General features: G+C 62.6%; 16 protein-coding genes and 2 pseudogenes. 14 read left to right on the forward strand and 4 right to left on the reverse strand.

Annotation, left to right across the window (positions count from 1 at the left end):
* The first annotated feature begins 3 nt into the window (after positions 1-3).
* From ACS4RS_RS28030 to ACS4RS_RS28060, 7 genes and pseudogenes are all read left to right on the forward strand, one after another.
* Entirely contained in the window at positions 4-2,058 is a 2,055-nt protein-coding gene (locus ACS4RS_RS28030) for an acetate--CoA ligase family protein (RefSeq protein WP_439012644.1), read from the forward strand.
* 6 nt (positions 2,059-2,064) lie between these two features.
* Complete coding sequence (locus tag ACS4RS_RS28035) at positions 2,065-2,847, forward strand: carnitinyl-CoA dehydratase (protein ID WP_439012645.1); 783 nt, start codon at positions 2,065-2,067, stop codon at positions 2,845-2,847.
* Between the two features lie 117 nt (positions 2,848-2,964).
* On the forward strand, positions 2,965-4,554 hold the full coding sequence (locus ACS4RS_RS28040) for an ABC transporter substrate-binding protein (protein WP_449314057.1): 1,590 nt from the start codon (positions 2,965-2,967) through the stop codon (positions 4,552-4,554).
* Positions 4,555-4,642: 88 nt separating this feature from the next.
* A complete protein-coding gene (locus ACS4RS_RS28045) occupies positions 4,643-5,650 on the forward strand; it encodes an ABC transporter permease (RefSeq protein ID WP_184377460.1) in 1,008 nt (335 codons plus the stop codon).
* On the forward strand, positions 5,647-6,474 hold the full coding sequence (locus ACS4RS_RS28050) for an ABC transporter permease subunit (RefSeq protein ID WP_439012646.1): 828 nt from the start codon (positions 5,647-5,649) through the stop codon (positions 6,472-6,474). The genes ACS4RS_RS28045 and ACS4RS_RS28050 overlap by 4 nt, the downstream gene beginning before the upstream one ends.
* A pseudogene (locus tag ACS4RS_RS28055) lies at positions 6,467-8,099 on the forward strand (ABC transporter ATP-binding protein). The gene ACS4RS_RS28050 and the pseudogene ACS4RS_RS28055 overlap by 8 nt, the downstream one beginning before the upstream one ends.
* A gap of 11 nt (positions 8,100-8,110) precedes the next feature.
* The gene (locus ACS4RS_RS28060; RefSeq protein ID WP_439012647.1) at positions 8,111-10,114 is read left to right on the forward strand and encodes a CocE/NonD family hydrolase; all 2,004 of its coding nucleotides are present in this window, start codon (positions 8,111-8,113) and stop codon (positions 10,112-10,114) included.
* Between the two features lie 3 nt (positions 10,115-10,117).
* Here ACS4RS_RS28060 and ACS4RS_RS28065 read toward each other — a convergent pair whose 3' ends face one another.
* Positions 10,118-11,029 carry an alpha/beta hydrolase fold domain-containing protein gene (locus ACS4RS_RS28065; RefSeq protein WP_439012648.1) on the reverse strand — a complete coding sequence of 304 codons (912 nt, stop codon included), beginning with the start codon at positions 11,027-11,029 and terminating at the stop codon, positions 10,118-10,120.
* A gap of 262 nt (positions 11,030-11,291) precedes the next feature.
* On the opposite strand from ACS4RS_RS28065, the gene ACS4RS_RS28070 reads away from it, so the two are divergent.
* Together ACS4RS_RS28070 and ACS4RS_RS28075 are read left to right on the forward strand one after the other, a co-directional pair.
* A complete protein-coding gene (locus ACS4RS_RS28070; RefSeq protein ID WP_439012649.1) occupies positions 11,292-11,816 on the forward strand; it encodes a sigma-70 family RNA polymerase sigma factor in 525 nt (174 codons plus the stop codon).
* A complete protein-coding gene (locus tag ACS4RS_RS28075) occupies positions 11,813-13,909 on the forward strand; it encodes a vWA domain-containing protein (RefSeq protein WP_439012650.1) in 2,097 nt (698 codons plus the stop codon). The genes ACS4RS_RS28070 and ACS4RS_RS28075 overlap by 4 nt, the downstream gene beginning before the upstream one ends.
* 62 nt (positions 13,910-13,971) lie before the next feature.
* On the opposite strand, the gene ACS4RS_RS28080 is transcribed toward ACS4RS_RS28075, so the two are convergent.
* Positions 13,972-14,898, reverse strand: coding sequence for an SMP-30/gluconolactonase/LRE family protein (locus tag ACS4RS_RS28080; RefSeq protein WP_439012651.1), 927 nt, complete (start codon positions 14,896-14,898; stop codon positions 13,972-13,974).
* 181 nt (positions 14,899-15,079) lie between these two features.
* Between ACS4RS_RS28080 and ACS4RS_RS28085 the strand changes: the two genes are divergently transcribed.
* Positions 15,080-16,150, forward strand: a complete 1,071-nt coding sequence (locus ACS4RS_RS28085; RefSeq protein WP_439012652.1) for a LacI family DNA-binding transcriptional regulator — start codon at positions 15,080-15,082, stop codon at positions 16,148-16,150.
* Between the two features lie 12 nt (positions 16,151-16,162).
* On the opposite strand, the gene ACS4RS_RS28090 is transcribed toward ACS4RS_RS28085, so the two are convergent.
* Positions 16,163-17,194: an L-idonate 5-dehydrogenase gene (locus tag ACS4RS_RS28090; RefSeq protein WP_449314058.1), complete on the reverse strand. Its 1,032-nt coding sequence runs from the start codon at positions 17,192-17,194 to the stop codon at positions 16,163-16,165.
* 10 nt (positions 17,195-17,204) lie between these two features.
* Positions 17,205-18,146 (reverse strand): 2-hydroxyacid dehydrogenase, encoded by a 942-nt coding sequence (locus tag ACS4RS_RS28095; RefSeq protein WP_439012653.1) that lies wholly within the window; start codon positions 18,144-18,146, stop codon positions 17,205-17,207.
* A gap of 135 nt (positions 18,147-18,281) precedes the next feature.
* On the opposite strand from ACS4RS_RS28095, the gene ACS4RS_RS28100 reads away from it, so the two are divergent.
* The 4 genes and pseudogenes from ACS4RS_RS28100 (at position 18,282) to ACS4RS_RS28115 (ending at position 22,104) form a co-directional block, all read left to right on the forward strand.
* Entirely contained in the window at positions 18,282-19,046 is a 765-nt protein-coding gene (locus ACS4RS_RS28100) for an SDR family oxidoreductase (RefSeq protein WP_439012654.1), read from the forward strand.
* A 13-nt stretch (positions 19,047-19,059) separates the two neighbouring features.
* On the forward strand, positions 19,060-19,617 hold the full coding sequence (locus ACS4RS_RS28105; RefSeq protein ID WP_439012655.1) for a gluconokinase, GntK/IdnK-type: 558 nt from the start codon (positions 19,060-19,062) through the stop codon (positions 19,615-19,617).
* A pseudogene (locus ACS4RS_RS28110) lies at positions 19,607-20,499 on the forward strand (NAD(P)-dependent oxidoreductase). The gene ACS4RS_RS28105 and the pseudogene ACS4RS_RS28110 overlap by 11 nt, the downstream one beginning before the upstream one ends.
* A 108-nt stretch (positions 20,500-20,607) precedes the next feature.
* Positions 20,608-22,104: an ATP-binding cassette domain-containing protein gene (locus ACS4RS_RS28115; RefSeq protein ID WP_439012657.1), complete on the forward strand. Its 1,497-nt coding sequence runs from the start codon at positions 20,608-20,610 to the stop codon at positions 22,102-22,104.
* Positions 22,105-22,120: the final 16 nt, after the last annotated feature.

Raw genomic sequence — 22,120 nt, forward strand, 5'->3', positions numbered from 1 at the left:
CCGATGACATCCAGCCCGCTCGACCGCCTGCTCAGACCGCAAACGATCGCCGTCTTCGGCGGCCGCGAGGCGCGCAGGGTGATCGAGCAGTGCGACCGCATGGGCTTTTCAGGCAAGATCTGGCCCGTCCATCCCAAACTCGACGAGGTGCTCGGACGGCCGTGTTATCGCTCGGTCGCCGATCTGCCTTCGGTTCCGGACGCCGCCTTCGTCGGCGTCAACAGGACGCTCACCGTCGAGATCGTGCGCAACCTTTCTGCAGCCGGGGCCGGCGGCGCGGTCTGTTATGCATCGGGCTTCAGCGAGGCGACGGCGGAACTTGCCGATGGCGCCGACCTGCAGCAGGCGCTGCTTTCAGCGGCCGGCGACATGCCGATCCTTGGCCCCAATTGCTACGGGCTGATCAACGGTCTCGACGGCGCGCTGCTCTGGCCCGATCAGCACGGCATGAAGCGGATCGAATGCGGCGTGGCGATCCTGACGCAGTCTTCCAATATCGCCATCAACCTGACCATGCAGACCCGTGGACTACCGATCGCCTATATGGTCACGGCAGGCAACCAGGCGCAGACATCGCTTGCCGATGTCGCCTGCGCATTGATCGAGGATCCGCGCGTCACCGCGGTCGGCCTTCATGTCGAAGGTTTCGGCGATCTCTCCGGCCTCGAACGCCTTGCCGCCATTGCCCGCCGGTCGAAGAAGCCGGTGGTCGTGATGAAGGTCGGCAGATCCGAACAGGCAAAACGGGCGGCGGTGTCGCACACCGCTTCGCTCGCCGGCAGCGATGCGGTGGCGGATGCCGTGCTCGCCCGCCTTGGCATCGGCCGTGTCCAGAGCCTGCCGGCGCTGCTCGAAACCCTGAAGCTACTGCATGTCGCCGGCCCCCTGCCAAGCCGGTCGATATCGTCGATGAGCTGCTCGGGCGGCGAGGCTTCGCTGATGGCGGATGCCGCCGTCGGCCGCAATGTCGAATTCTCTGAGCTGCAGCCGCAGCAACTGCCGCGTCTGCGGCGGGTTCTCGGCGAGATGGTGACACTCTCCAATCCGCTCGACTACCACACTTTCGTGTGGGGTGATTTCGCCCGCCAGACCGAAGCCTTCAGCGCCATGTTCGAAGGCGGTTGTGCCCTCAATCTGGTCGTCCTCGACTTCCCGCGGAGTGACCGCTGCGATGCGTCCGAATGGGCAATGACGGCAGATGCGGTCATCACTGCTGCCTCTGCGACCGGCGCGCTGGCCGGCCTTCTCGCGACGCTTCCGGAGAATATGCCCGAACTTGTCGCCGATCGGCTGATGGCCAATGGCATCGTCGCCTTCTCGGGCATCGACGAAACCATAGTTGCAGCTGTGGTCGCAGCCGGCATCGGCCAAGCTTGGCAAGCCCCGCCTCCCCCGCCGCTGCTCGACGTGCCGTCCATGGACGGTGAGATCGAGACTTTGACGGAAGCCGATGCAAAGGCGGAGCTTGCTGCCTGCGGCCTCCCCGTTCCCCGGGGGCTGCAGGCTTTTTCTCCCCATCAGGCGGCCGAGCAGGCCGAACGGCTCGGTTTCCCCGTCGTGCTGAAGGGTCTCGGCATTGCACACAAAACCGAAGCCGGTGCCGTTGCACTCAACCTCAGGGATAGTCAGGCGGTCTCGAACGCGGCGGCGGAAATGCCACCGAATGCCGGCTATCTTGTCGAAAAGATGATCGATCTGCCGGTCGCTGAGCTCATTGTCGGCGCCGTCCGCGACCCGGTTTTCGGATTGTCGCTCACCTTGGGAGCGGGCGGAATCTTCGTCGAATTGATCGAGGATTCCGTCATCCTGCCGCTTCCGGCGACGAAAACCGAGATCCGCACGGCGATCTCGCGCCTCAGACAGGCAAAATTGATCTATGGCTATCGCGGGCGGCCGAGAGGCGATCTCGACGCCGCGGTTGCGGCTATCGCAGCAGCGGCAGATTATGTCGTAAAGAATGCGGCATGCCTGGAGGAACTGGACATTAATCCATTGATGGTTCTTCCCGAAGGGCAAGGTGTTGCCGCGGTCGATACCCTTATACGGCGGAGGAGGTAGCATAGGTTGAGCGACCACATTCGCACACGACATAACGGCGGGGTGCTCGAAGTCGTCATCGACCGGCCGAAGGCGAACGCCATCGACCTTGCGACCAGCCGTGCCATGGGATTGATCTTCCGGGATTTCCGCGACGATCCGGAATTGCGCGTCGCCATCGTGACGGGTGGGGGCGAAAAGTTCTTTTGCGCCGGATGGGACCTCAAGGCGGCCGCATCAGGCGATGCGGTCGACGGTGATTACGGTGTCGGCGGCTTCGGCGGCCTGCAGGAACTGCGCGACCTCAACAAGCCGGTCATTGCAGCGGTCAACGGCATCTGTTGCGGCGGGGGATTGGAGATCGCCCTTTCGGCCGATCTGATCATCGCCGCCGAACATGCGAGTTTCGCCCTGCCGGAAATCCGCTCGGGCACGGTTGCCGATGCGGCGTCTATCAAGCTGCCGAAGCGCATCCCCTATCACATCGCCATGGACATGCTTTTGACGGGACGCTGGCTTGACGTTCACGAGGCGCATCGCTGGGGCTTCGTCAACGAGATCCTGCCGGCCGACAGGCTGATGGAGAGAGCCTGGGAGCTTGCCCGCCTGCTCGCAAGCGGGCCGCCGCTCGTCTATGCGGCCATCAAGGAAATCGTGCGCGAAGCGGAGGGTTCGACGTTCCAGACTGCCATGAACAAGATCACCAAGCGGCAGTTTGCGACCGTCGACAGGCTCTATTCGAGCGAAGACCAATTGGAAGGCGCACGGGCCTTTGCCGAGAAGCGAAGCCCTATCTGGAAAGGACAATAAGGAGGCGGCAGCAACCGCAATGTTTCCCGCATGATGCGGGCACCGGAGGTGGAGAGGAAACCGCCTGCGATCCTGCCCGGAAGTTCTGTCAACGCACCACAAAGAAGGAACTGGGGAATGAACGACTATAGCAAATATCTCGCAGGCCGCGTCACCGCGGGCGGTCTCAGCCGCCGCGAATTCATGGGACGCGCCATGGCGGCGGGCATCACACTTGCCGTCGCCGACAAGCTCTTCACCGAAAGTGCCGAAGCCGCCGAACCGAAGCGCGGCGGCCACCTGAAGCTCGGCCTCGAAGGCGGTGCCGCAACCGATTCCAAGGACCCGGCGAAATTCCTGTCGCAGTTCATGTTCTGCGTCGGCCGCTGCTGGGGCGACATGCTGGTTGAATCCGACCCGCTGACCGGTGCTGCCGTGCCGGCGCTTGCCGAATCCTGGGAAGCCTCGAAAGACGCGGTCACCTGGACCTTCAAGATCCGCAAGGGCGTCAAATTCCACGACGGCAAGGAACTGACGATCGACGACGTCGTTGCGACGCTGAAGCGCCACACCGATAAAAAATCGGAATCCGGCGCGCTCGGTGTGCTTGGCTCGATCAAGGAGATCAAGGCCGACGGCGGCAATCTCGTCCTGACGCTCAGCGAAGGCAATGCCGATATGCCGCTTTTGCTGTCCGACTACCACCTGGTCATCCAGCCGAATGGCGGCGTCGACGACCCGCTCGCCTCGATCGGCACCGGTCCCTATAAGCTCACCAGCTTCGAGGCCGGCGTTCGCGCCACCTTCGAAAAGAACAAGGACGACTGGCGCAGCGACCGGGGTTACGTCGATTCGATCGAAGTTATCGGCATGAATGACGCCACCGCCCGCATCGCAGCACTTTCGTCCGGCCAGGTGCACTATATCAACCGCGTCGATCCGAAGACCGTCAATCTGCTGAAACGCGCGCCCAATGTCGAGATCCTCTCGACCGCCGGCCGCGGCCATTACGTCTTCATCATGCACTGCGACAAGGCGCCGTTCGACAATAACGACCTGCGCCTGGCGCTCAAATACGCCATGGACCGCGAGACCATGGTGCAGAAGATCCTCGGCGGTTACGGCAAGGTCGGCAACGACTTCCCGATCAACAGCACCTATGCGCTGTTTCCCGAGGGCATCGAGCAGCGCGTTTACGATCCCGACAAGGCCGCCTTCCACTACAAGAAATCAGGCCATAGCGGCTCGGTTCTTCTGCGCACGTCCGAAGTCGCCTTCCCCGGCGGCGTCGACGCGGCCGTGCTCTATCAGGAAAGCTGCAAGAAGGCCGGGATCGAGATCGAGGTCAAGCGCGAACCGGGCGACGGCTATTGGACCAATGTCTGGAACGTCCAGCCCTTCTCTACCTCCTACTGGGGCGGCCGGCCGACGCAGGACCAGATGTATTCCACCGCCTATCTCTCGACGGCGGACTGGAACGATACCCGGTTTAAGCGTCCCGACTTCGACAAGCTGCTGCTGCAGGCCCGCTCCGAGCTTGATGAAGCCAAGCGCAAGGACATGTACCGGACCATGGCGATGATGGTGCGCGACGAGGGCGGCGTGATCCTGCCGATGTTCAACGACTTCGTGAACGCCTCCACCAAGCAGGTGAAGGGTTACGTCCACGACATCGGCAACGACATGTCGAACGGTTATGTCGCGACCCGCGTCTGGCTGGACGCCTGAGGGGCCAACGCCCTTCGATCTCCGACGAAGCCGGGACCGTGGGATCAACTCCCGCGGTCCTCCCGACGTTTTACGAGAGGCCTCCGCCATGACCAATCCTGCCCCGAGCAATATCTTGCCCGGCTTGAGGTTCCGGCAGCGTTTTCCGCTGCTTGCCCTCATCCTCGAGCGCTTCGTGCTCAGTATCGTCCTGCTTTTCGCTGTCTCCATCCTGATCTTCGGCGGCCTGGAAGCCCTTCCCGGCGATTTCGCCACCACCTATCTCGGCCAGTCGGCGACACCGCAGGCCGTCGCCAACATCCGTCAGGATCTCGGGCTGAACCGTCCGGTCACGACGCGTTACGTCGAATGGCTCGGCAATGCCGTTCAGGGGGATTTCGGCACCTCCTGGGCAAGCAAGAACTCGGTGAGCGAACAGATCGGCAAGCGTCTCGGCAATTCGCTGTTTCTGGCAGGTTTTGCGGCAGTGATTTCCGTGCCGCTCGCCGTCGGTCTCGGCATGTTCTCGGTGCATTTCCGCAACCGCATGCCGGACAAGATCATCAATGTGATCTCGCTTGCGGCGATCTCGCTGCCGGAATTCTTCATCGGCTATCTGCTGATCCTCTTCTTCGCCGTGAAGTTCGGCATGGCGACCTTTCCGGCGACCGTTTATGACAGCATGGGTTTCGTCGAGCGGCTGAAGGCGATCGCGCTGCCGACCGCGACGCTCGTGCTCGTCGTCCTCGCGCATATGATGCGCATGACCCGGGCCGCGATCCTATCGGTCATGTCGTCGGCCTATATGGAGACCGCAGAGCTGAAGGGCCTGAGCGGCTTCCGCTCGATCGTGAAGCACGCCGCCCCCAATGCGCTGGCGCCGATCATCAATGTCGTCGCCTTGAACCTCGCCTATCTCGTGGTCGGCGTCGTCGTCGTCGAAGTGGTCTTCGTCTATCCCGGCATGGGGCAATATATGGTCGACGCGGTCACCGTGCGCGACATGCCTGTGGTGCAGGCCTGCGGCCTGATCTTTGCGGCCGTCTACATCTTCCTCAACATGACGGCCGATATCCTCGCGATTGTCGCCAATCCCCGGCTGAGGCATCCGCGATGAGAGCAAGAGACATCCCCATCACCGCATGGATCGGCATGACCGGCATCGCCATAGCCTTCATCTTCGCGCTCTTCGCACCCTGGATTGCCCCCTATGGCGAGACGCAGGTCGTCGGCGACGTCTGGCAGCTGCCGGATGATCACTATATTTTCGGGCTCGACAATCTCGGCCGCGATATCCTCTCGCGCCTGATCTACGGAGCGCGAACGACGCTCCTGGTCTCATCAGCCGCCACCATCATCTCCTTCTCGCTCGGCATCATCCTGAGTTTTACCGCCGCCGTCTCGCGCGGCATCATCGACACGGCATTGTCGCGCTTCAACGATCTGATGATGTCGATCCCGACGCTGATCTTCGCGCTGGTGGTGCTTGCGGTCCTGCCGCAAAACATCGTCGTCCTGATCCTGGTGATGGCGATCCTCGATTCCACCCGTGTCTACCGTCTCGGCCGTGCCGTGGCGCTCGATGTGGCGGTGATGGAATTCGTCGAGGCGGCTAAGTTGCGCGGCGAAGGCAAGCTCTGGATCATCTTCCGCGAAATCCTGCCGAACACGCTGTCGCCGCTGCTTGCCGAATTCGGGCTGCGTTTCGCCTTCTCGATTCTCTTCCTGTCGACGCTTTCCTTCCTCGGCCTCGGCATTCAGCCGCCGGCGGCCGATTGGGGCGGCATGGTCAAGGACAACAAGGACGGCATCATCTTCGGCATATCGGCAGCGCTGGTGCCGGGCACGGCGATCGCGGTGCTCGCCGTCTGTGTCAACCTCGTCGTCGACTGGCTCCTGAAACGCACATCCAGCCTCAAGGGAGGGCGCGGCGATGCCTGAGCTTCTTTCCGTCCGCAATCTGAAGATCGAAGCAACCAGCTATCCGCCTGGCGAGCCGCCCAAGCGGGTGACGATCGTCGACGGTGTGTCTTTCGATCTCCAGAAGGGCAAGGTTCTCGGCCTGATCGGCGAATCGGGCGCCGGCAAGTCGACGATCGGCCTTTCCGCGCTGGCCTATGGCCGGGGTGGCGCTGAAATCACCGGCGGCGAGGTGCGGCTCGACGGCGCCGACATCCTGACGCTCTCGAAGAACGGCATCCGGAAAATCCGCGGCGCCCGGGTCTGCTATGTCGCGCAATCGGCCGCCGCCGCCTTCAACCCGGCGCACAGGCTTGGCGATCAGGTGATCGAAGCCTCGCTCAAACATGGTCTGATGACCAGGGAGGAGGCGCGCAAACGGGCGCTTTATCTGTTCCGCGTGCTCGGCCTGCCCAATCCGGAGACCTTCGGCGAGCGCTTTGCCCATCAGGTTTCCGGCGGCCAGCTGCAGCGCGCGATGACGGCAATGGCGCTCTGCCCAAACCCTGAACTCATCGTCTTCGACGAGCCGACCACGGCCCTTGACGTCACCACCCAGATCGACGTGCTGGCGGCGATCAAGCACGCCATCGAAGAAACCCACACGGCCGCCCTCTACATCACCCATGACCTTGCCGTCGTTGCCCAGGTCTCCGACGACATCATGGTGCTGCGCCACGGCAAGCAGGTGGAATATGGCAGCGTGCGGCAGATCATCGAAGCGCCGCGGGAAGATTATACCCGGGCGCTGGTCAATGTCAGGCAGGCCTATCGCGAGGAGGCCGCCGACCAGTCCGCGGCTCTGCTCAAGGTGGAACATGTCAGCGCCGAATATTCTAACGGCTTCAAGGTGCTGCACGATGTCTCGCTGCATGTGCCAAGGGGGCAGACGCTCGCCGTCGTCGGCGAGATCGGGTTCCGGCAAGTCGACCCTGGCGCGCGTCATTACCGGTTTGTTGCCGCCGAGCAGCGGACGCATCGTCTTTGACGGCAAGCCGCTGATGCCCGGCTTGAAGAGCCGGGCGAACGACGACCTGAGGCGCATCCAGCTGATCTACCAGATGGCCGATACGGCGATGAACCCGCGGCAGACGGTTCGCGACATCATCGGGCGGCCGCTGACCTTCTATTATGGCCTGAGAGGCGCTCAAAAAACCGCCCGGGTGAAGGAGCTGCTCGACCAGATCGAAATGGGCAACGGCTTCGTCGATCGTTATCCGGCTGAACTGTCCGGCGGCCAGAAGCAACGCGTGGCGATCGCGAGAGCGCTTGCTGCCAAGCCCGAACTCATCCTCTGCGACGAGCCGACTTCGGCGCTCGATCCGCTGGTGGCGGAGGGTATCCTCAAGCTGCTGCTTCGCCTGCAGGAGGAGGAGCAGCTGTCCTATATCTTCATCACCCATGATATCGCGATCGTCCGGGCGATCGCCGACAGCGTGGCGGTCATGCATCGCGGCAAGCTGGTGCGGTTCGGGCCGAAATCGACGGCGCTGTCGCCGCCTTTCGACGATTACACCGATCTGCTTCTGAAATCGGTGCCGGAGATGGAGATCGGCTGGCTGGAACGCGTGCTTGCGACCCGGCGCATGGAAAGCGCCGGTCATTGAAAGGAACAGACATGACGTCGCGCGGCTTCACCACCATCGAGAATGAATGGATCACGCTGAAGGATGGGACGCGGCTTGCCGCGCGCATCTGGATGCCCGACGGCGCCGAGCAGGATCCGGTTCCCACCGTCTTCGAATTCCTGCCCTATCGCAAGCGCGACGGCACCAGCCCCCGCGACGAGTCGACCTATCCGGTATTTGCCGCCGCCGGCATTGCCGGCGTACGCGTCGATATCCGCGGATCGGGAGAATCCGACGGTGTCATCGACGGCGAATATACCGAGCGGGAGCTTGCCGATGCCTGTGAGCTGATCGCCTGGATTGCCGCGCAGCCGTGGTCGAACGGCGCGGTCGGCATGATGGGCATCTCCTGGGGCGGCTTCAACAGTCTGCAGGTCGCAGCCCTGCGCCCGCCGGCCCTGAAGGCCGTCATCTCGATCGCCTCGACCGTCGACCGCTACAATGACGACATCCATTATAAGAACGGCTGCCATCTCTCCGCCCAGCTCTCATGGGCGGCGACGATGCTCGGCTACCAGTCGCGCCCGCCCGATCCAGCGCTTGCCGGCGAGCGCTGGAAGGCGATGTGGCTGGAGCGTCTCGCGGGCGAACCCTTTTTCATGGAGGAGTGGCTGAGCCATCAGCGGCGAGACGATTTCTGGCGCCACGGCTCGATCTCGGAGGATTTTTCCAGCGTCGAGATCCCAACGCTGGTCATTGCCGGCTGGGCCGACGGTTACCGCAACACGCCGCTGATGGCGGTCGAAGGCCTCGGCGATAAGGCCAAGGCGCTGATCGGCCCTTGGGTGCACAAATATCCGCACTTCGCCTGGCCGAAACCGCGTGCGGATTTCCATGGCGAAGCGATCGCCTGGTGGAACAGATGGCTGCGTGGCGAGGACAATGGCATCGAAAGGCTGCCGCAGGCCCGCGCCTATATTCTCGATGCCATCAGGCCCGCTCCGCGCCGCGACAGCGACACTGGTTTCTGGATCGCCAGGGACGTTTGGACGCCGCCGCGCATGCAGTGTTTTTACGTCGAGCAATTCGGCAGGCTGACGGAAGGCATGCCGATCCCGCATGCGCCCGAACATCCCGTCTATCTCCACTCTCCGCTTGATACCGGCACGGCATCCGGTGAATATTTCACGCTGAAGCCCGACGCCGAAATGGCGATCGATCAGCGCTCGGACGATGCCGGTTCGCTAGTCTTCGATACCATGCCGCTTTCCGGCGATTGCGACTATCTCGGCCGGCCGGTGCTGACGCTTGCGCTGCGCTCCCGGACGTCGGGCGGCAATCTCTGCGCCCGGCTGATCGACGTCCATCCTGATGGTACGGCAATGCGGGTCGCCTTCGGCGTCGTCAATCTCACCCAACGCGACGGCAATGCCGATCCGAAACCGCTGATCCCGGGCGAGATGGTGTCGATCCGTCTCGTGCTCGACGCCTGCGGCTATCGCTTCCGCAAGGGACATCGCATCCGCCTTTCACTTTCCACCGCCTATTGGCCGATGATCCTTCCACCGCCTGAGGATGAGGGAATCGAGATCGATATGGCATCGCTCGGCCTGGGGCTACCGATGCTCGGCGACCATCGCCGGATCGAAATCAAGGAGCCGGCCAATCCCGATCCCCTGCCTCGATATATCGAGCATGCCGCGGCGGCGACGGAGCGCCAGGTCGTTCGCAACCTCTCGGGCAACCGGACGGACTATCGCATCCACGAGGATACCGGGCTCTACGAACATCCTGAGACGGGCCTGTCGACCCGGCAATTGCGCGAGGAAGTCTGGTCGATTTCACCCGATGATCCGTTGTCGATGACCGGTGTGTCGACTTGGACCTGCGACATGCGCCGCCCCGGCTGGTTCGTGCGGACCGTGGCAACGGCGCGGATTGCTTGCACCGCCACCCATTGGATCGTCAGCGCCGTCGTTACCGCTTTCGAGGACGACGTGCAGATCTTCGAAAAGATCTTTGCGGAAAAGCGGATCTCACGCGACCTGATGTGATCGTCAGGGCGCGGCGAAATGCCGGACGGCTTCGCAGACGGCATGAAAGCCATCGCGAGCGCCATCGCTCATATGACGGGCGCGCAGCCAGGCATGCACCATCTGCGGCTCCTCCCGGAACCAGACTTCGCCGCCCGCTTCGGAAAGCCGGGCGGCATAATGCCGGCCGTCATCTCTCAAAGGGTCGAAATGCGCGACCGTGATGAAGGCCGGCGGCAGCCCGGAAAGCGAAGACGCCTGGAGTGGCTCGGCGATCCCATTTCCTTCTGGCGCCTGCAGAATCTCGCGATAATAGGCGACATCGGCCGTCGTCAGGCCGGGTGCGGCGGCCATTTCGACATAGGAGCCTGCATTGAGGTCGCCGCCGAGCGCGGGATAGATCAGCACCTGGCCAACGACGCCGGAGAGGTCCTCGTCGCGCGCCCGCAATGCAAGCCCCGCCGCAAGGTTGCCGCCGGCGCTGTCGCCGATCAGCACGACCTTGTTATTGGCGGCAAGCAGATGTTTGAGCACGGCGAAGCCGTCATCCGTCTGTGCCGGCCAGCGATATTCAGGGGCCAGCCGGTAATCGACGGAAACGAGTTCGGCGCCGGCAAAATCGGCGATCTCGGCGCAGATGGCATGATGGCTCTCGAGCGAACCGACGACGAAGCCGCCGCCATGGATATAGAGCAGGATGGTCCGGGTGACGATTTTCCGCGGACGGTAGCGCCGGATCGGTATGCGCTGGACCATGCCGTCCGCAAAGATCAAATCCGGGGGCAGCGGGCGGTCGAAGCGGGCGCAAAGCGCATCGTACCAACGCCGCTGCTGCTCGACCGACGCTTCGACGGCCTCAGTGGGATAGAAGCTATCGCAAATCTGGAGAAACTGCAGAATGCCTTTTTCGGTGGGGACAGGCGGTGGAGCGGACATGCAGGGTCCTTTCGATTTGGGACTGCGGATTGACGTCCCTGGCCGACTCTCACCCCATCATGCGCCTTTGCGGCGGAGGCAATCTGTCTGGCCGCGACCCATGGATGTCGCGATGCTTCCTTATTTTGATCCTGCATTTCAAGGCTTTGCCGCTTTTTCAAAAAATCCGATATTTTTTCGTCGTCGACCCAAGGAAAGCCACTGGAGAAACGTCTCAATCCCGAAATAGCATCTTGCTTGATAGCTTGGGGGTAGGTGCGCATTGGATGCGGAGCTCATAGAACGAGCGCAGGGCGGCGACCGGGAGGCCTTCGGGCAACTGGTCTCGCGCCATTATGATTTCGTCCACGCGACGGCATGGCGATGGTCGGGCAGTTCCGCCGACGCCGACGACATCGCCCAGGAGGTCTGCGTCAAGCTCGGTGCGGCGATCCGCGGCTTTCGCGGCACCAGTCGCTTCAGGACATGGCTCTACACGCTGACGCTCAACGCCGCCCGCGACCATCGACGCAAACTTGCGCGGGAAGAGCAGACATTCCGGGCTTACGCCGCCGAACCGCAGCAGGATGCACCGGGCGGAAACGACGACGAGCTGTCGAGCGAATTATGGGCGGCCGTGCGCGCTTTGCCGGAACGCCAATGCGACGCCGTGCTGCTCGTCTATGGCGAAGGCCTCAGCCATTCGGCCGCCGCCGATGTTATGGGCTGCTCGGAAACGACCGTGTCCTGGCAGGTCCACGCGGCGCGCAAGCGGTTGAAGGCCATGCTCGGCAAGGAAGAGGTATGATGGACAAGGAACTCGAAAAACTCTCCCGCCTCACCCCGCCGGCAACCGATCCGGAAGCGCGTGCACGCGCCCTTGCCGCGGCGATGCAGGCCTTCGACAACGCAGAAAATAATGCAGGGGCAGCCCAAGGAAATGCGAAAGACTGGCGTCCAAGCTCCATCATCAACTGGATATGGAGCTCTGCTGTGAATAAGAAATTCCTCGCCGGTTCAGCCCTTGCGACGCTGCTCGTCATTCCCGCCGCCGGTTACCTCACCCTCGAGCTGGCCCGCAACCAACCGATCGTCGACCAGGAAAAGATCGCCGGCACTGTTTCGAAAAACGAATTGCCGAAACCGACCGAACCTCGGCTTTCCGAAGCGCCAGCCGAAGAGAATCGGCCGGCTCAATCGTCGGCGGCTGATAGCACTCAAGTCTTGCAGGACAAGGAGCCTCAGGCCGCAAAGTCCGCTGCGGAGTTGCGCGCTGAATTCGATGCCGGCGAGATTGCCGGTCTTAAGAACAAGTCGGAGGAATCCGCCGCGGCACTTGGCATGGCAAAACGGGCTGCGCCGGCTGCTCCCGGCGTGGTTGCTCAGGGCCAGCTATTGGCTGAACCGATGGCCGTTGCCCCCTCGCCTGTTTTGCCTGCAGATGGGCGTATGCAGATCCAGCTCGATCCCAGCCGCGAGCGGTTTGCCAATGCCGCGGCAAATCCGATCAAGAGTGTGGCGACCGATCCAGTCTCGACCTTCTCCGCCGATGTCGACAGCGCCTCTTATTCCTTCGTCCGCCGGTCGTTGACGGGCGGGGTGATGCCGGATCCGCAATCGGTTCGTGTCGAGGAGATGATCAATTATTTCCCCTATGACTGGCCGGCTCCCGAGAAGGCCGATCAGCCCTTCAAGGCGACCGTGACGGTGATGCCGACACCCTGGAATCACGACACGGAACTGATGCATGTGGCGATCAAGGGCTATGACATTGCGCCGGCGACCGCGCCGCATGCCAATCTCGTCTTCCTGATCGACGTCTCGGGCTCGATGGACGAGCCAGACAAGCTGCCGCTGCTGAAGAGCGCCTTCCGTCTTCTGGTCAGCAAGCTGAAGGCCGACGATACAGTCTCGATCGTCACCTATGCCGGCAATGCCGGCACGGTGCTCGAGCCGACGCGGGTGGCGGAGAAACCGAAGATCCTCTCGGCCATCGACAGGCTGGAGGCCGGAGGCTCGACCGGCGGCGCCGAAGGCATCGAGGCGGCCTATAATCTTGCCAAACAGGCCTTCGTCAAGGACGGCGTCAACCGGGTGATGCTGGCGACGGACGGCGACTTCAATGTCGGCCCGTCGAGCGACGAGGATCTGAAGCGCATCATCGAAGAGAAGCGCAAGGACGGCATCTTCCTCACCGTTCTCGGCTTCGGGCGCGGCAATCTCAACGATTCCCTGATGCAGACGCTGGCGCAGAACGGCAATGGCAGTGCCGCCTATATCGACACGCTGGCGGAGGCGCAGAAGGCGCTGGTGGAAGAGGCCGGGTCGACGCTGTTTCCGATCGCCAAGGACGTCAAGTTCCAGGTCGAGTTCAACCCGGAACGGATCGCCGAATACCGGCTGATCGGCTACGAGACGCGCGCCCTCAACCGCGAGGATTTCAACAATGACCGTGTCGATGCCGGCGATATCGGCTCCGGCCACAGCGTCACGGCGATCTACGAGATCACGCCCAAGGGAAGCCCCGCGGTCATGAATGATGACCTGCGTTACGGCGCAGCCGGCAAGGCGCCGGCCGAGACATCGGACGGCACGCATCAGGGCGAGCTTGCCTTCGTCAAGATGCGTTACAAGCGGCCGGGCGAGGACAAGAGCGCCCTGATCACCACGCCGGTCGGCGACGGCAACACGGTCACCACCGTCGACGCCGCGCCCGGGGACGTCCGCTTCTCGGTGGCCGTCGCCGCCTTCGGCCAGAAACTGAGCCGGATCGCGGCGCTGGATGCCTATTCCTATCAGGCGATTGCCGATCTCGCCGCGGCATCGCGGGGAACCGATCCCTTCGGCTACAGGTCGGATTTCCTCGGTCTCGTCAGGTTGGCCGACGGACTTAGCCAGTGATGAAGAAGGAGCATCGCAAAGCAGCGGCCGCCTGGGAAGGCGGCCGCTGCTGCGGAGAGCGCTTACCCGGCTCTCGACCCGTTGGCCGTGAGATAGACGGCATAGAGCGACGTGGTGGCAGTGATAAAGAGGCGGTTCAATTTCTCGCCGCCGAAAGCCACATTGGAGACGATCTCGGGAATATGGATCTTGCCGAGCAGCGTGCCATCCGGATCGTAGGCGTGCACACCGTCGCCGGCGCTCGTCCAGATCCTGCCCTTCCGGTCGACACGAAAGCCGTCGAAAAAGCCCGAGGTGCATTCGGCAAAGATGCCGAGGTCGGTCAGCGTTCCGTCGCCGGATACGGCGAGCTTTCGAATATGACGCGGGCCGCCGGGCAGATGCGTCCCTCCGGTATCGGCGATATAGAGCATCGTTTCGTCGGGGGAGAAAGCCAGGCCGTTCGGCTTGACGAAATCGGAGGCCACCCGCTCGGTTGCGCCTGTCGCCGGATCGTGCCGATAGACATGGCATCCGCCGATTTCCTCTTCCCCGTAGTCGCCCTCATAATCGTGGAGGATGCCGTAGCTCGGGTCGGTGAACCAGATCGTCCCGTCGGATTTGACGGCGACGTCGTTGGGCGAATTGAGCCGCTTGCCGGCAATGCGATCGGCCAGCACGGTGATCCCGCCGTCGAAATTCGTTCGCGTGACACGGCGCGCCAGATGCTCGCAGGTGATCAGCCGTCCCTGATTGTCGACCGTGTTGCCGTTCGAGTTGTTGCTGGGCGAGCGGAAGACCGATGTATGCCCGCTGGTATCGTCATAACGCATCATGCGATTGTTGGGGATATCCGAGAAGACCAGATAGCGCCCGGCGGCAAACCAGGCCGGTCCTTCCAGCCAGCGCCCGCCCGTCCAAAGCCGCTCGACGCGGGCATGGCCGACGAAACAGTTTTCAAAGCGCGGGTCGAGAACCTCGAACCCCGTCCCCTCGATCTCTCCGAACATCATGCTTCCTCACCTCAATTTGTTATCGATATCATAATGCTCTGTTTTTCGCTCTTCGTACAGAGATCGGCGAACTGTGGAACGCGGCATTCCTGCAATAATATCGATTGTGCGATGATAGCGATAACTTTATCGTGTGCTGAGTTGCCCAACTCGGAAGCTGTTTTGAAAGCGGAGCCCAGTGAAAAACGAGGATGAGCCAAAAGACAAGCGTCTCAAGGGAGGCGACGCCCAAAAGCTGACGATGGCTGAGGTCGCCAAATATGTCGGCGTATCGGCCATGACCGTTTCGCGCGCCTTTCGGCAGGATGCGAGCGTTTCCGAAGAGACCCGAAAGCGCATCATGGAAGCCGTCGATGCGCTCGGTTACGTACTCGACTTGTCGGCCGGCAGTCTTTCCTCTCGTCGCAGCGGGTTCATCGCGGCTCTGGTGCCCTCGATCAACAATTCGAATTTTTCCGACACCGCCCGCGGCATCACGGATGCCTTGGAAGATACCGGCCTTCAGCTTCTTCTCGGCTATACCGACTATTCCGCCGAGAAAGAAGAAAAGCTGATCGAGGCGATGCTGCGCCGGCGCCCCGAAGGCATCATCCTGACAGGCGGTTCGCATACCGACCGGGCGCGGCGCATGCTTAATAAGGCCGGCATTCCGGTGGTTGAAACCTGGGAAATTCCGGAAGAGCCGATCAATCATGTCGTCGGCTTTTCCAACAGCGAGGCGATGTCCCTGCTGGTGCGGGCGCTAGCGGGCCAGGGCTATCGCAGGTTCGGCTATATCGGAGGTACGACGGCGCGCGATACGCGCGGCAGCCAGCGACGAAGCGGTTTTCTGAGGACCGTCGAGGAACTGGGTTTGGGACCGGGGCGTGCGATTTCCTTCGGCGTGCCGCCGATCAGTATGGAACAGGGCGGCCAGGCGATCGTCAGCCTCCTGGAGCGTTGGCCGGATACCGAGGTCGTTCTCTGCGTCTCCGACCTGTCCGCCTTCGGCGCGATCATGGAATGCAAACGCCGGGGAATGCGCGTGCCGGGGGATATCGCCATTGCCGGCTTCGGCGATTACGAGATCTCGTCGATCTGTCACCCCAGCATCACCACCATCAATGTCGACTGTTACGGCATCGGCCGCCAGGCCGCCGCCCGCCTGCTCGATGCCTTGCAGGGCAGCGGCGAGGCGACCGGCGACGAGATCACATTGACGGGCTACAGGGTCGTCCTCCGCGAAAGCACGGATCGCGGCGCCCAATAATGGGCGCCGATGTCAGAAGGCGATCTGCACCTTCATCGACTTGCTGCGGTCGCTGGCCAATTCGAAGGCGGCGACGGCCTCTTCGATGGCAAAAACACCTGTCAGCAGCGGCTTCAGATCGACGCGGCGCGCGTTGATCAGTTCGACGGCAAGGGCAAATTCCTCGTGAAAGCGGAATGTCCCGCGCATCTCGATTTCCTTGGCGACGATCATGTTCTGCGGGATGGAGACATCGCCGCCAAGGCCGAGCTGCACGAGAACGGCGCGGGGCTTCAGTGCCTCCAGGCCGGCGCGCACCGCCCGCTCATTGCCCGACGCCTCGAACATGACGTCGAAATATCCCTTGTCGGCGCCGTAAGCGGCAAGATCGGCGGCATGCGTGGCGACATTGATCGTCCGATCCGCGCCGCTGGTGCGGGCGATCGCCAGAACGCTGTCGGTCACATCGGTCGCGACGATTTCGCGGGCGCCGAGAACACGCGCGGCAACGATCGCCAGCATGCCGATCGGGCCGCAGCCGGTGACGAGCACCCGTTTGCCCAGTAGCGACCCTGCGCGGCTGGCCGCATGCAGCGTCACGGCAAAGGGTTCGGCGAAGGCGGCCTCGTGAATGGAAACGCCGTCGGCGACCTTGTGGCATTGCCAGCGCTCCGCCACCAGCCGCTGGCGAAAGCCGCCCTGAATATGCGGCATCGGCATGGCGCTGCCGTAAAACCGCATGTTGAGGCAGTGGTTCTGCTGTCCCTTCAGGCAATATTGGCAATGATTGCACGGCCGGCTCGGAGAAACCGCAACGCGGTCGCCGACGACAAGGTCGCTCACACCGGCACCGAGCGCCTTGACCGTGCCGGCGATCTCGTGGCCGAGGATCATCGGCTCGCGCAGGCGAACCGTGCCGAAGCCGCCATGATTGTAATAATGCAGGTCGGAGCCGCAAATGCCGCCGGCTTCGATGGCGATCTCCACCTGCCCCTCTCCCGCAGCCTCCGGCTCGCGCTCCTCGATCCTGAGATCCTTGGCGGCATGAATGACGATGGCTTTCATATCGAAACCCTCACACGACGGGAGTTGGAAGCGGGCTGCCGGCAAAATGCGCTGCGAGGTTGTCTCTGACCAGCTGGCCCATGGCCTTGCGAGTTTCGACCGTACCGGAGCCATGATGGGGCTGCAACACCACGTTCTGGAGCGTCAGGAAACGCGCATCGATCTTCGGTTCGTTCAAAAAGACGTCGAGGCCGGCGGCCTGGATGGTGCCGTCTTGAAGGGCTGTGATCAGCGCCTCTTCATCGACCGTCGTTCCGCGCGAAACGTTGATCAACATGCCGTTTGGACCGAGCGCTTTCAGCACATCGGCGTTGATGATCTTCATGGTCGCTTGCCCGCCGGGGACGATGACGATCAGAAAATCGGCCCAATCGGCAAGTGCGACCAGGTCCGGCTGGTAGGCATAAGCAACATCCGTGTGCTCATTGCGGGCGAAATAGGAGATGTCGCAGCCGAAAGCGGCAGCCCGCTTGGCGATCGCCTTGCCGATCCGACCCATGCCGGCAAGTCCGACCTTCTTGCCGGAGACCCGCGTCACCAACGGCATGGCGACATTGCCCCACTGGCCGGCGCGGACGAAGACATCGGCCTGCGGGATCTGCCGCGCTGTGGCAAGCAGCAGTCCGATGGCGATATCGGCGACATCTTCGGTCAGCACATCAGGTGTGTTGGTGACGCGAATGCCGTTGGCGCGGGCATAGGAGAGGTCGATGGCGTCGGTGCCAACGCCGTAACAGGAGACGATCTCCAGCCTCGGCAATTGCTTCATCAGCTCGGCGGAGGCGCCGAGTTCGCCACGCGTCGCGATGGCGCGAATATCCTTGTCGATCCTTGCAATCAGTTCCTGCCGGTCTGCCGCTTCCCACAGGCGGTGAACGCGATACTTCGCCTCCAGATCGACCATGTCCCATTCCGGATAAGCTCCGGTCATCAAGATCTCTACGTCAGGCATTCCGTCTCCGTCCCGCATTTTGGCAGTTGATTATGTTATCGATAACATATAATCCGGAGAAGCGATGTCAAGTGAGTTTCACCGCGAGTGGCGGTATAAGCCGTCATTCGCAGCGACACCGGAGGAGTTATTTGCATGAAGAACCTGTTTGATCTGACCGGGCAGCTTGCCCTGATCACCGGCTCGAGCCAGGGGATCGGTTATGCGCTGGCCGAGGGTCTGGCGCAGCACGGCGCCGAGGTCATCATCAACGGCCGCACGCCCGAAAGCGTCAAACGCGCAGTGGAAAGTCTCAAGGCTCGAGGCCTGTCTGCCCATGCCGCCATCTTCGACGTGACCAGCAAGGATGACGCCAAAGCGGGCATCGATGCGATCGAGGCCGATATCGGGCCGCTCGACATCCTGATCAACAATGCCGGCATGCAGTTTCGCACGCCGCTGGAAGACTTTCCGGCGGACAAATGGGAACTGCTGCTGACCACCAATATTTCGAGCGTGTTTTACGTCGGCCAGGCAGCCGCCAAAGCCATGATTGCCCGCGGTCAGGGCAAGATCATCAACATTGCCTCGGTTCAGAGCGAGCTCGCCCGCCCGGGCATCGCCCCCTATACGGCGACCAAGGGTGCGGTGCGCAATCTGACGCGCGGCATGTGCGCCGACTGGGCCAAGCACGGCCTGCAGATCAACGCGATTGCGCCCGGTTATTTCAAGACGCCGCTCAACCAGGCGCTTGTCGACAATCCAGAATTCTCGTCCTGGCTCGAGAAGCGGACGCCGGCCGGGCGCTGGGGCAATGTCGAAGAATTGGTGGGTGCTGCCGTTTTCCTGGCGGGTCGCGGCTCGTCCTTCATCAACGGCCACACGCTGTATGTCGACGGCGGCATCACGACCTGCCTCTGACAGAGACGCGCCGATGGAGCTCGAAAAAGAAGCGCTGCCTCTGGCCGTCGTGGTCATGGGGGTGAGCGGTTGCGGCAAATCCTCAGTCGGAGCGGGCATCGCCGCTCGAAACGGCATGCGTTTTGTGGAGGGCGACCAACTCCACCCGCCTCGCAATGTCGAGAAGATGGCTGAGGGCATACCGCTCACCGACGCCGACCGGCTGCCCTGGCTCGACCGGATCGGCGAGGAAATTAATACCGCGCAAAAGGCGTCGCAGGGATTGGTGATTTCCTGTTCGGCGCTGAAGAAAACCTATCGGGACAGGCTGCGTCAGGCGGCGGGCGGGCGCCTGGCCTTCGTTTTCCTGGAGGGGACGCGCGATCTGTTGCTGTCGCGGATGCAGGCCCGTCAGGGCCACTTCATGCCGGCGTCGCTGCTTGACAGCCAGTTGCAGACGCTGGAGCCGCCGACCGGTGAAGCCGGCGTCGTGACGGTGGCGATCGAGAATGTGTTGGAGGATATTGTGGCGCTGGCTTGCAAAGGGCTGAGCGGCGTGGCGGTCAAGGGAGGAGATAATCATGCAGGATGACTATAGAGCAGACGTCGCCGTCATCGGCGCGGGCATCATGGGAACGGCGATCGTCACGCGACTGATCGAAACCGGGCACAAAGTATCGGTCTTCGATCTCGATGCCGAAAAGGTCGCGGCACTCACAGCCAGGGTGCCCACGCGGCGCCTTCCGTGGAGAATGCCGTCGCAGCGTCAGAATTCTGCGTTCTCAGCCTCAATCACGCCAGCATCGTGCGCGCCGTCGTCTTCGGCGAGAAGGGGGTTGCGGCGGCGGCCAGCGCTGACAAGCTGCTGATCGACATGTCCTCCATCGATCCGGCCGAGACGGCCGACATGGCGAAGCGGCTGCGTGCGGAAACGGGCATGGCATGGGTGGATTGCCCGTTGTCCGGCGGTGTGCCGGGCGCTCTCGGCGGAAAGCTGACGATCATGGCCGGCGGCAGCCCTGAGGATTTCGAGCGGGCGCGCGTGGTGATGCGGCATCTTGCCGCCAATTACACGCTGATGGGCGCCTCCGGCGCCGGGCAGACCACCAAGCTGATCAATCAGCTGTTCTGCGCCGTGCTGTTTCAGGCCGTCGCTGAAGCCGTCAAACTTGCCGAGGCCGGTGGCGTCGATCCCTCAGCCATTCCGTCAGCCCTTGCCGGCGGCAGGGCGGACAGTCGGATATTGCAGGAATTTATGGTAAAATTCGCCGCCCGGGATTTCTCCCCGACCGGACGGATTGACAACATGCTGAAGGACCTGGATTCGCTCCAGGCGTTTGCGCTGAAGACGAAGACGCCGCTGCCGATGACCGGGGCGGTGGTCGAAATTCACCGACTGCTCTGCGCGGCCGGGCTTGGGCCGAAGGACTCTGCCGAAATGATGCGCCTTCTCGACGGGCTTCAGGCCGGCTGACGTCAATCTTCATTCCAAATTCGAGATTGTCATCTTTCCGCTTGACCATCCCCGAATGTTATCGATAACATACAGCCAATGACAACCGCAGCTTTGGGAGGAGCCACAGTGGAAGCCAAGAGACTGCTGGAGTTCCAATCGATCACCAAAAGCTTCGGCGGCACGCAGGCCCTGCGTGACGTCTCGATCGATCTGCGCGAGGGCGAGATTCTTGCGCTGCTGGGAGAAAACGGCGCCGGCAAGTCGACGCTGATCAAGACGCTCGCCGGCATTTACAAGCCGGATACCGGCGACATCCTGTTCCGCGGCCAGAGCTACCATCATCGACCGCCGAAGCCAAACGAGCGGCAGCCGGTTGCCTTCATCCACCAGGATCTCGGTTTGATCGAGTGGATGACGGTCGGCGAGAACATGGGCCTGTCACAGGGCTTCTCGATGCGTCGCGGCGTGATCGATTGGAACAGGACACAGGCGCGTGCCAAGGAAGCCTTGAAACTGGTCGGCTGCGATTTCGATCCGACGACGCGGGTCTCGGCCCTGTCGCGCACCGAAAAATCGCTTGTCGCCATTGCCCGCGCGCTTGCCGTCGAGGCCGACGTTCTGGTGCTCGACGAGCCGACGGCGAGCCTTCCCGCCGACGAAGTCGATCGGCTGTTCAATGCCATCCGCCCCCTGAAGGAGCGCGGCGTCGGCATGATCTACGTTTCCCACAGGCTGGACGAGATTTTCCGCATCGCCGATCGCGTCGCCGTGCTGCGCGACGGATGCATGGTGGGACAGAAACCTGTCAGCGAGACCACGCCCGACGAACTGGTGACGATGATCATCGGCCGCAGCGGCGACAGTCTCTTCTCCAAAAGCGAGATCAGGCCCGGCAAGGCGATCGTCGAGGTTCGCGACCTCGTCTGTGCCGGCACAAGCCCGATTTCCTTCGATATCCGCGAGGGTGAGCTGCTTGGGCTGGTTGGATTGCGCGGTGCCGGCCAGGAACGGATCGGCCGGGCGCTGTTCGGCTGCGAGCCTTTCAACGGCTCGGTTCTGCTGCGTGGCCAGGTACCGGATCTTTCCAGCCCGCGGCAGGCCATGGCCTCGGGTATCGGATTGATCGCCCGTGATCGGACGGAGGAATCCGTTGCGCTCTCGCTTTCCATTCGGGAAAACACTTACCTCAATCCAGGCGCCGTCGGCCGCGGACTTTTCTCCGTTCTGTCGCCGCGCGGCGAGGCCGATCTTGCCCATGCGATCGGCCACACCGTCGGCTTGCGTCCGAATGACCCGGATCTGCCGGTGGAGGCGCTGTCGGGCGGCAACCAGCAGAAAGTCGTCGTCGGCCGCTGGCTGGCGACCGGCCGCAAGCTGCTGGTCGCCGAAGATCCGACCGCCGGCGTCGACATCGGCGCACGCGCCGAGATCTACCGCCTGATCACCCAGGCGCTGGAAGCCGGTCTGGCGGTTGTCGTCGTCTCGACGGACTTCGAGGAAATCGCCCATATCTGCCACCGCGCGCTGGTTTTCTCGCGCGGCAAAATCGTCAGCGAACTGACTGGAAGCGCTCTGACGACGGAGGCGGTCATCACAGCCGCCTCCGCATCGGAAGCGGCTTGAGCCATCGGGAGAACAG

It is taken from the genome of Rhizobium sp. F40D2 (assembly GCF_051810745.2).
GTDB lineage: Bacteria > Pseudomonadota > Alphaproteobacteria > Rhizobiales > Rhizobiaceae > Rhizobium.

Bases quoted from the DNA above. Each gene is read 5' to 3' on its own strand.
- ACS4RS_RS28030 (WP_439012644.1), top strand. From the start codon at position 4: ATGACATCCAGCCCGCTCGACCGCCTGCTCAGACCGCAAACGATCGCC.
- ACS4RS_RS28040 (WP_449314057.1), top strand. From the start codon at position 2,965: ATGAACGACTATAGCAAATATCTCGCAGGCCGCGTCACCGCGGGCGGT.
- ACS4RS_RS28045 (WP_184377460.1), top strand. From the start codon at position 4,643: ATGACCAATCCTGCCCCGAGCAATATCTTGCCCGGCTTGAGGTTCCGG.
- ACS4RS_RS28050 (WP_439012646.1), top strand. From the start codon at position 5,647: ATGAGAGCAAGAGACATCCCCATCACCGCATGGATCGGCATGACCGGC.
- ACS4RS_RS28060 (WP_439012647.1), top strand. From the start codon at position 8,111: ATGACGTCGCGCGGCTTCACCACCATCGAGAATGAATGGATCACGCTG.
- ACS4RS_RS28065 (WP_439012648.1), bottom strand. From the start codon at position 11,029: ATGTCCGCTCCACCGCCTGTCCCCACCGAAAAAGGCATTCTGCAGTTT.
- ACS4RS_RS28075 (WP_439012650.1), top strand. From the start codon at position 11,813: ATGATGGACAAGGAACTCGAAAAACTCTCCCGCCTCACCCCGCCGGCA.
- ACS4RS_RS28080 (WP_439012651.1), bottom strand. From the start codon at position 14,898: ATGTTCGGAGAGATCGAGGGGACGGGGTTCGAGGTTCTCGACCCGCGC.
- ACS4RS_RS28090 (WP_449314058.1), bottom strand. From the start codon at position 17,194: ATGAAAGCCATCGTCATTCATGCCGCCAAGGATCTCAGGATCGAGGAG.
- ACS4RS_RS28095 (WP_439012653.1), bottom strand. From the start codon at position 18,146: ATGCCTGACGTAGAGATCTTGATGACCGGAGCTTATCCGGAATGGGAC.
- ACS4RS_RS28100 (WP_439012654.1), top strand. From the start codon at position 18,282: ATGAAGAACCTGTTTGATCTGACCGGGCAGCTTGCCCTGATCACCGGC.
- ACS4RS_RS28105 (WP_439012655.1), top strand. From the start codon at position 19,060: ATGGAGCTCGAAAAAGAAGCGCTGCCTCTGGCCGTCGTGGTCATGGGG.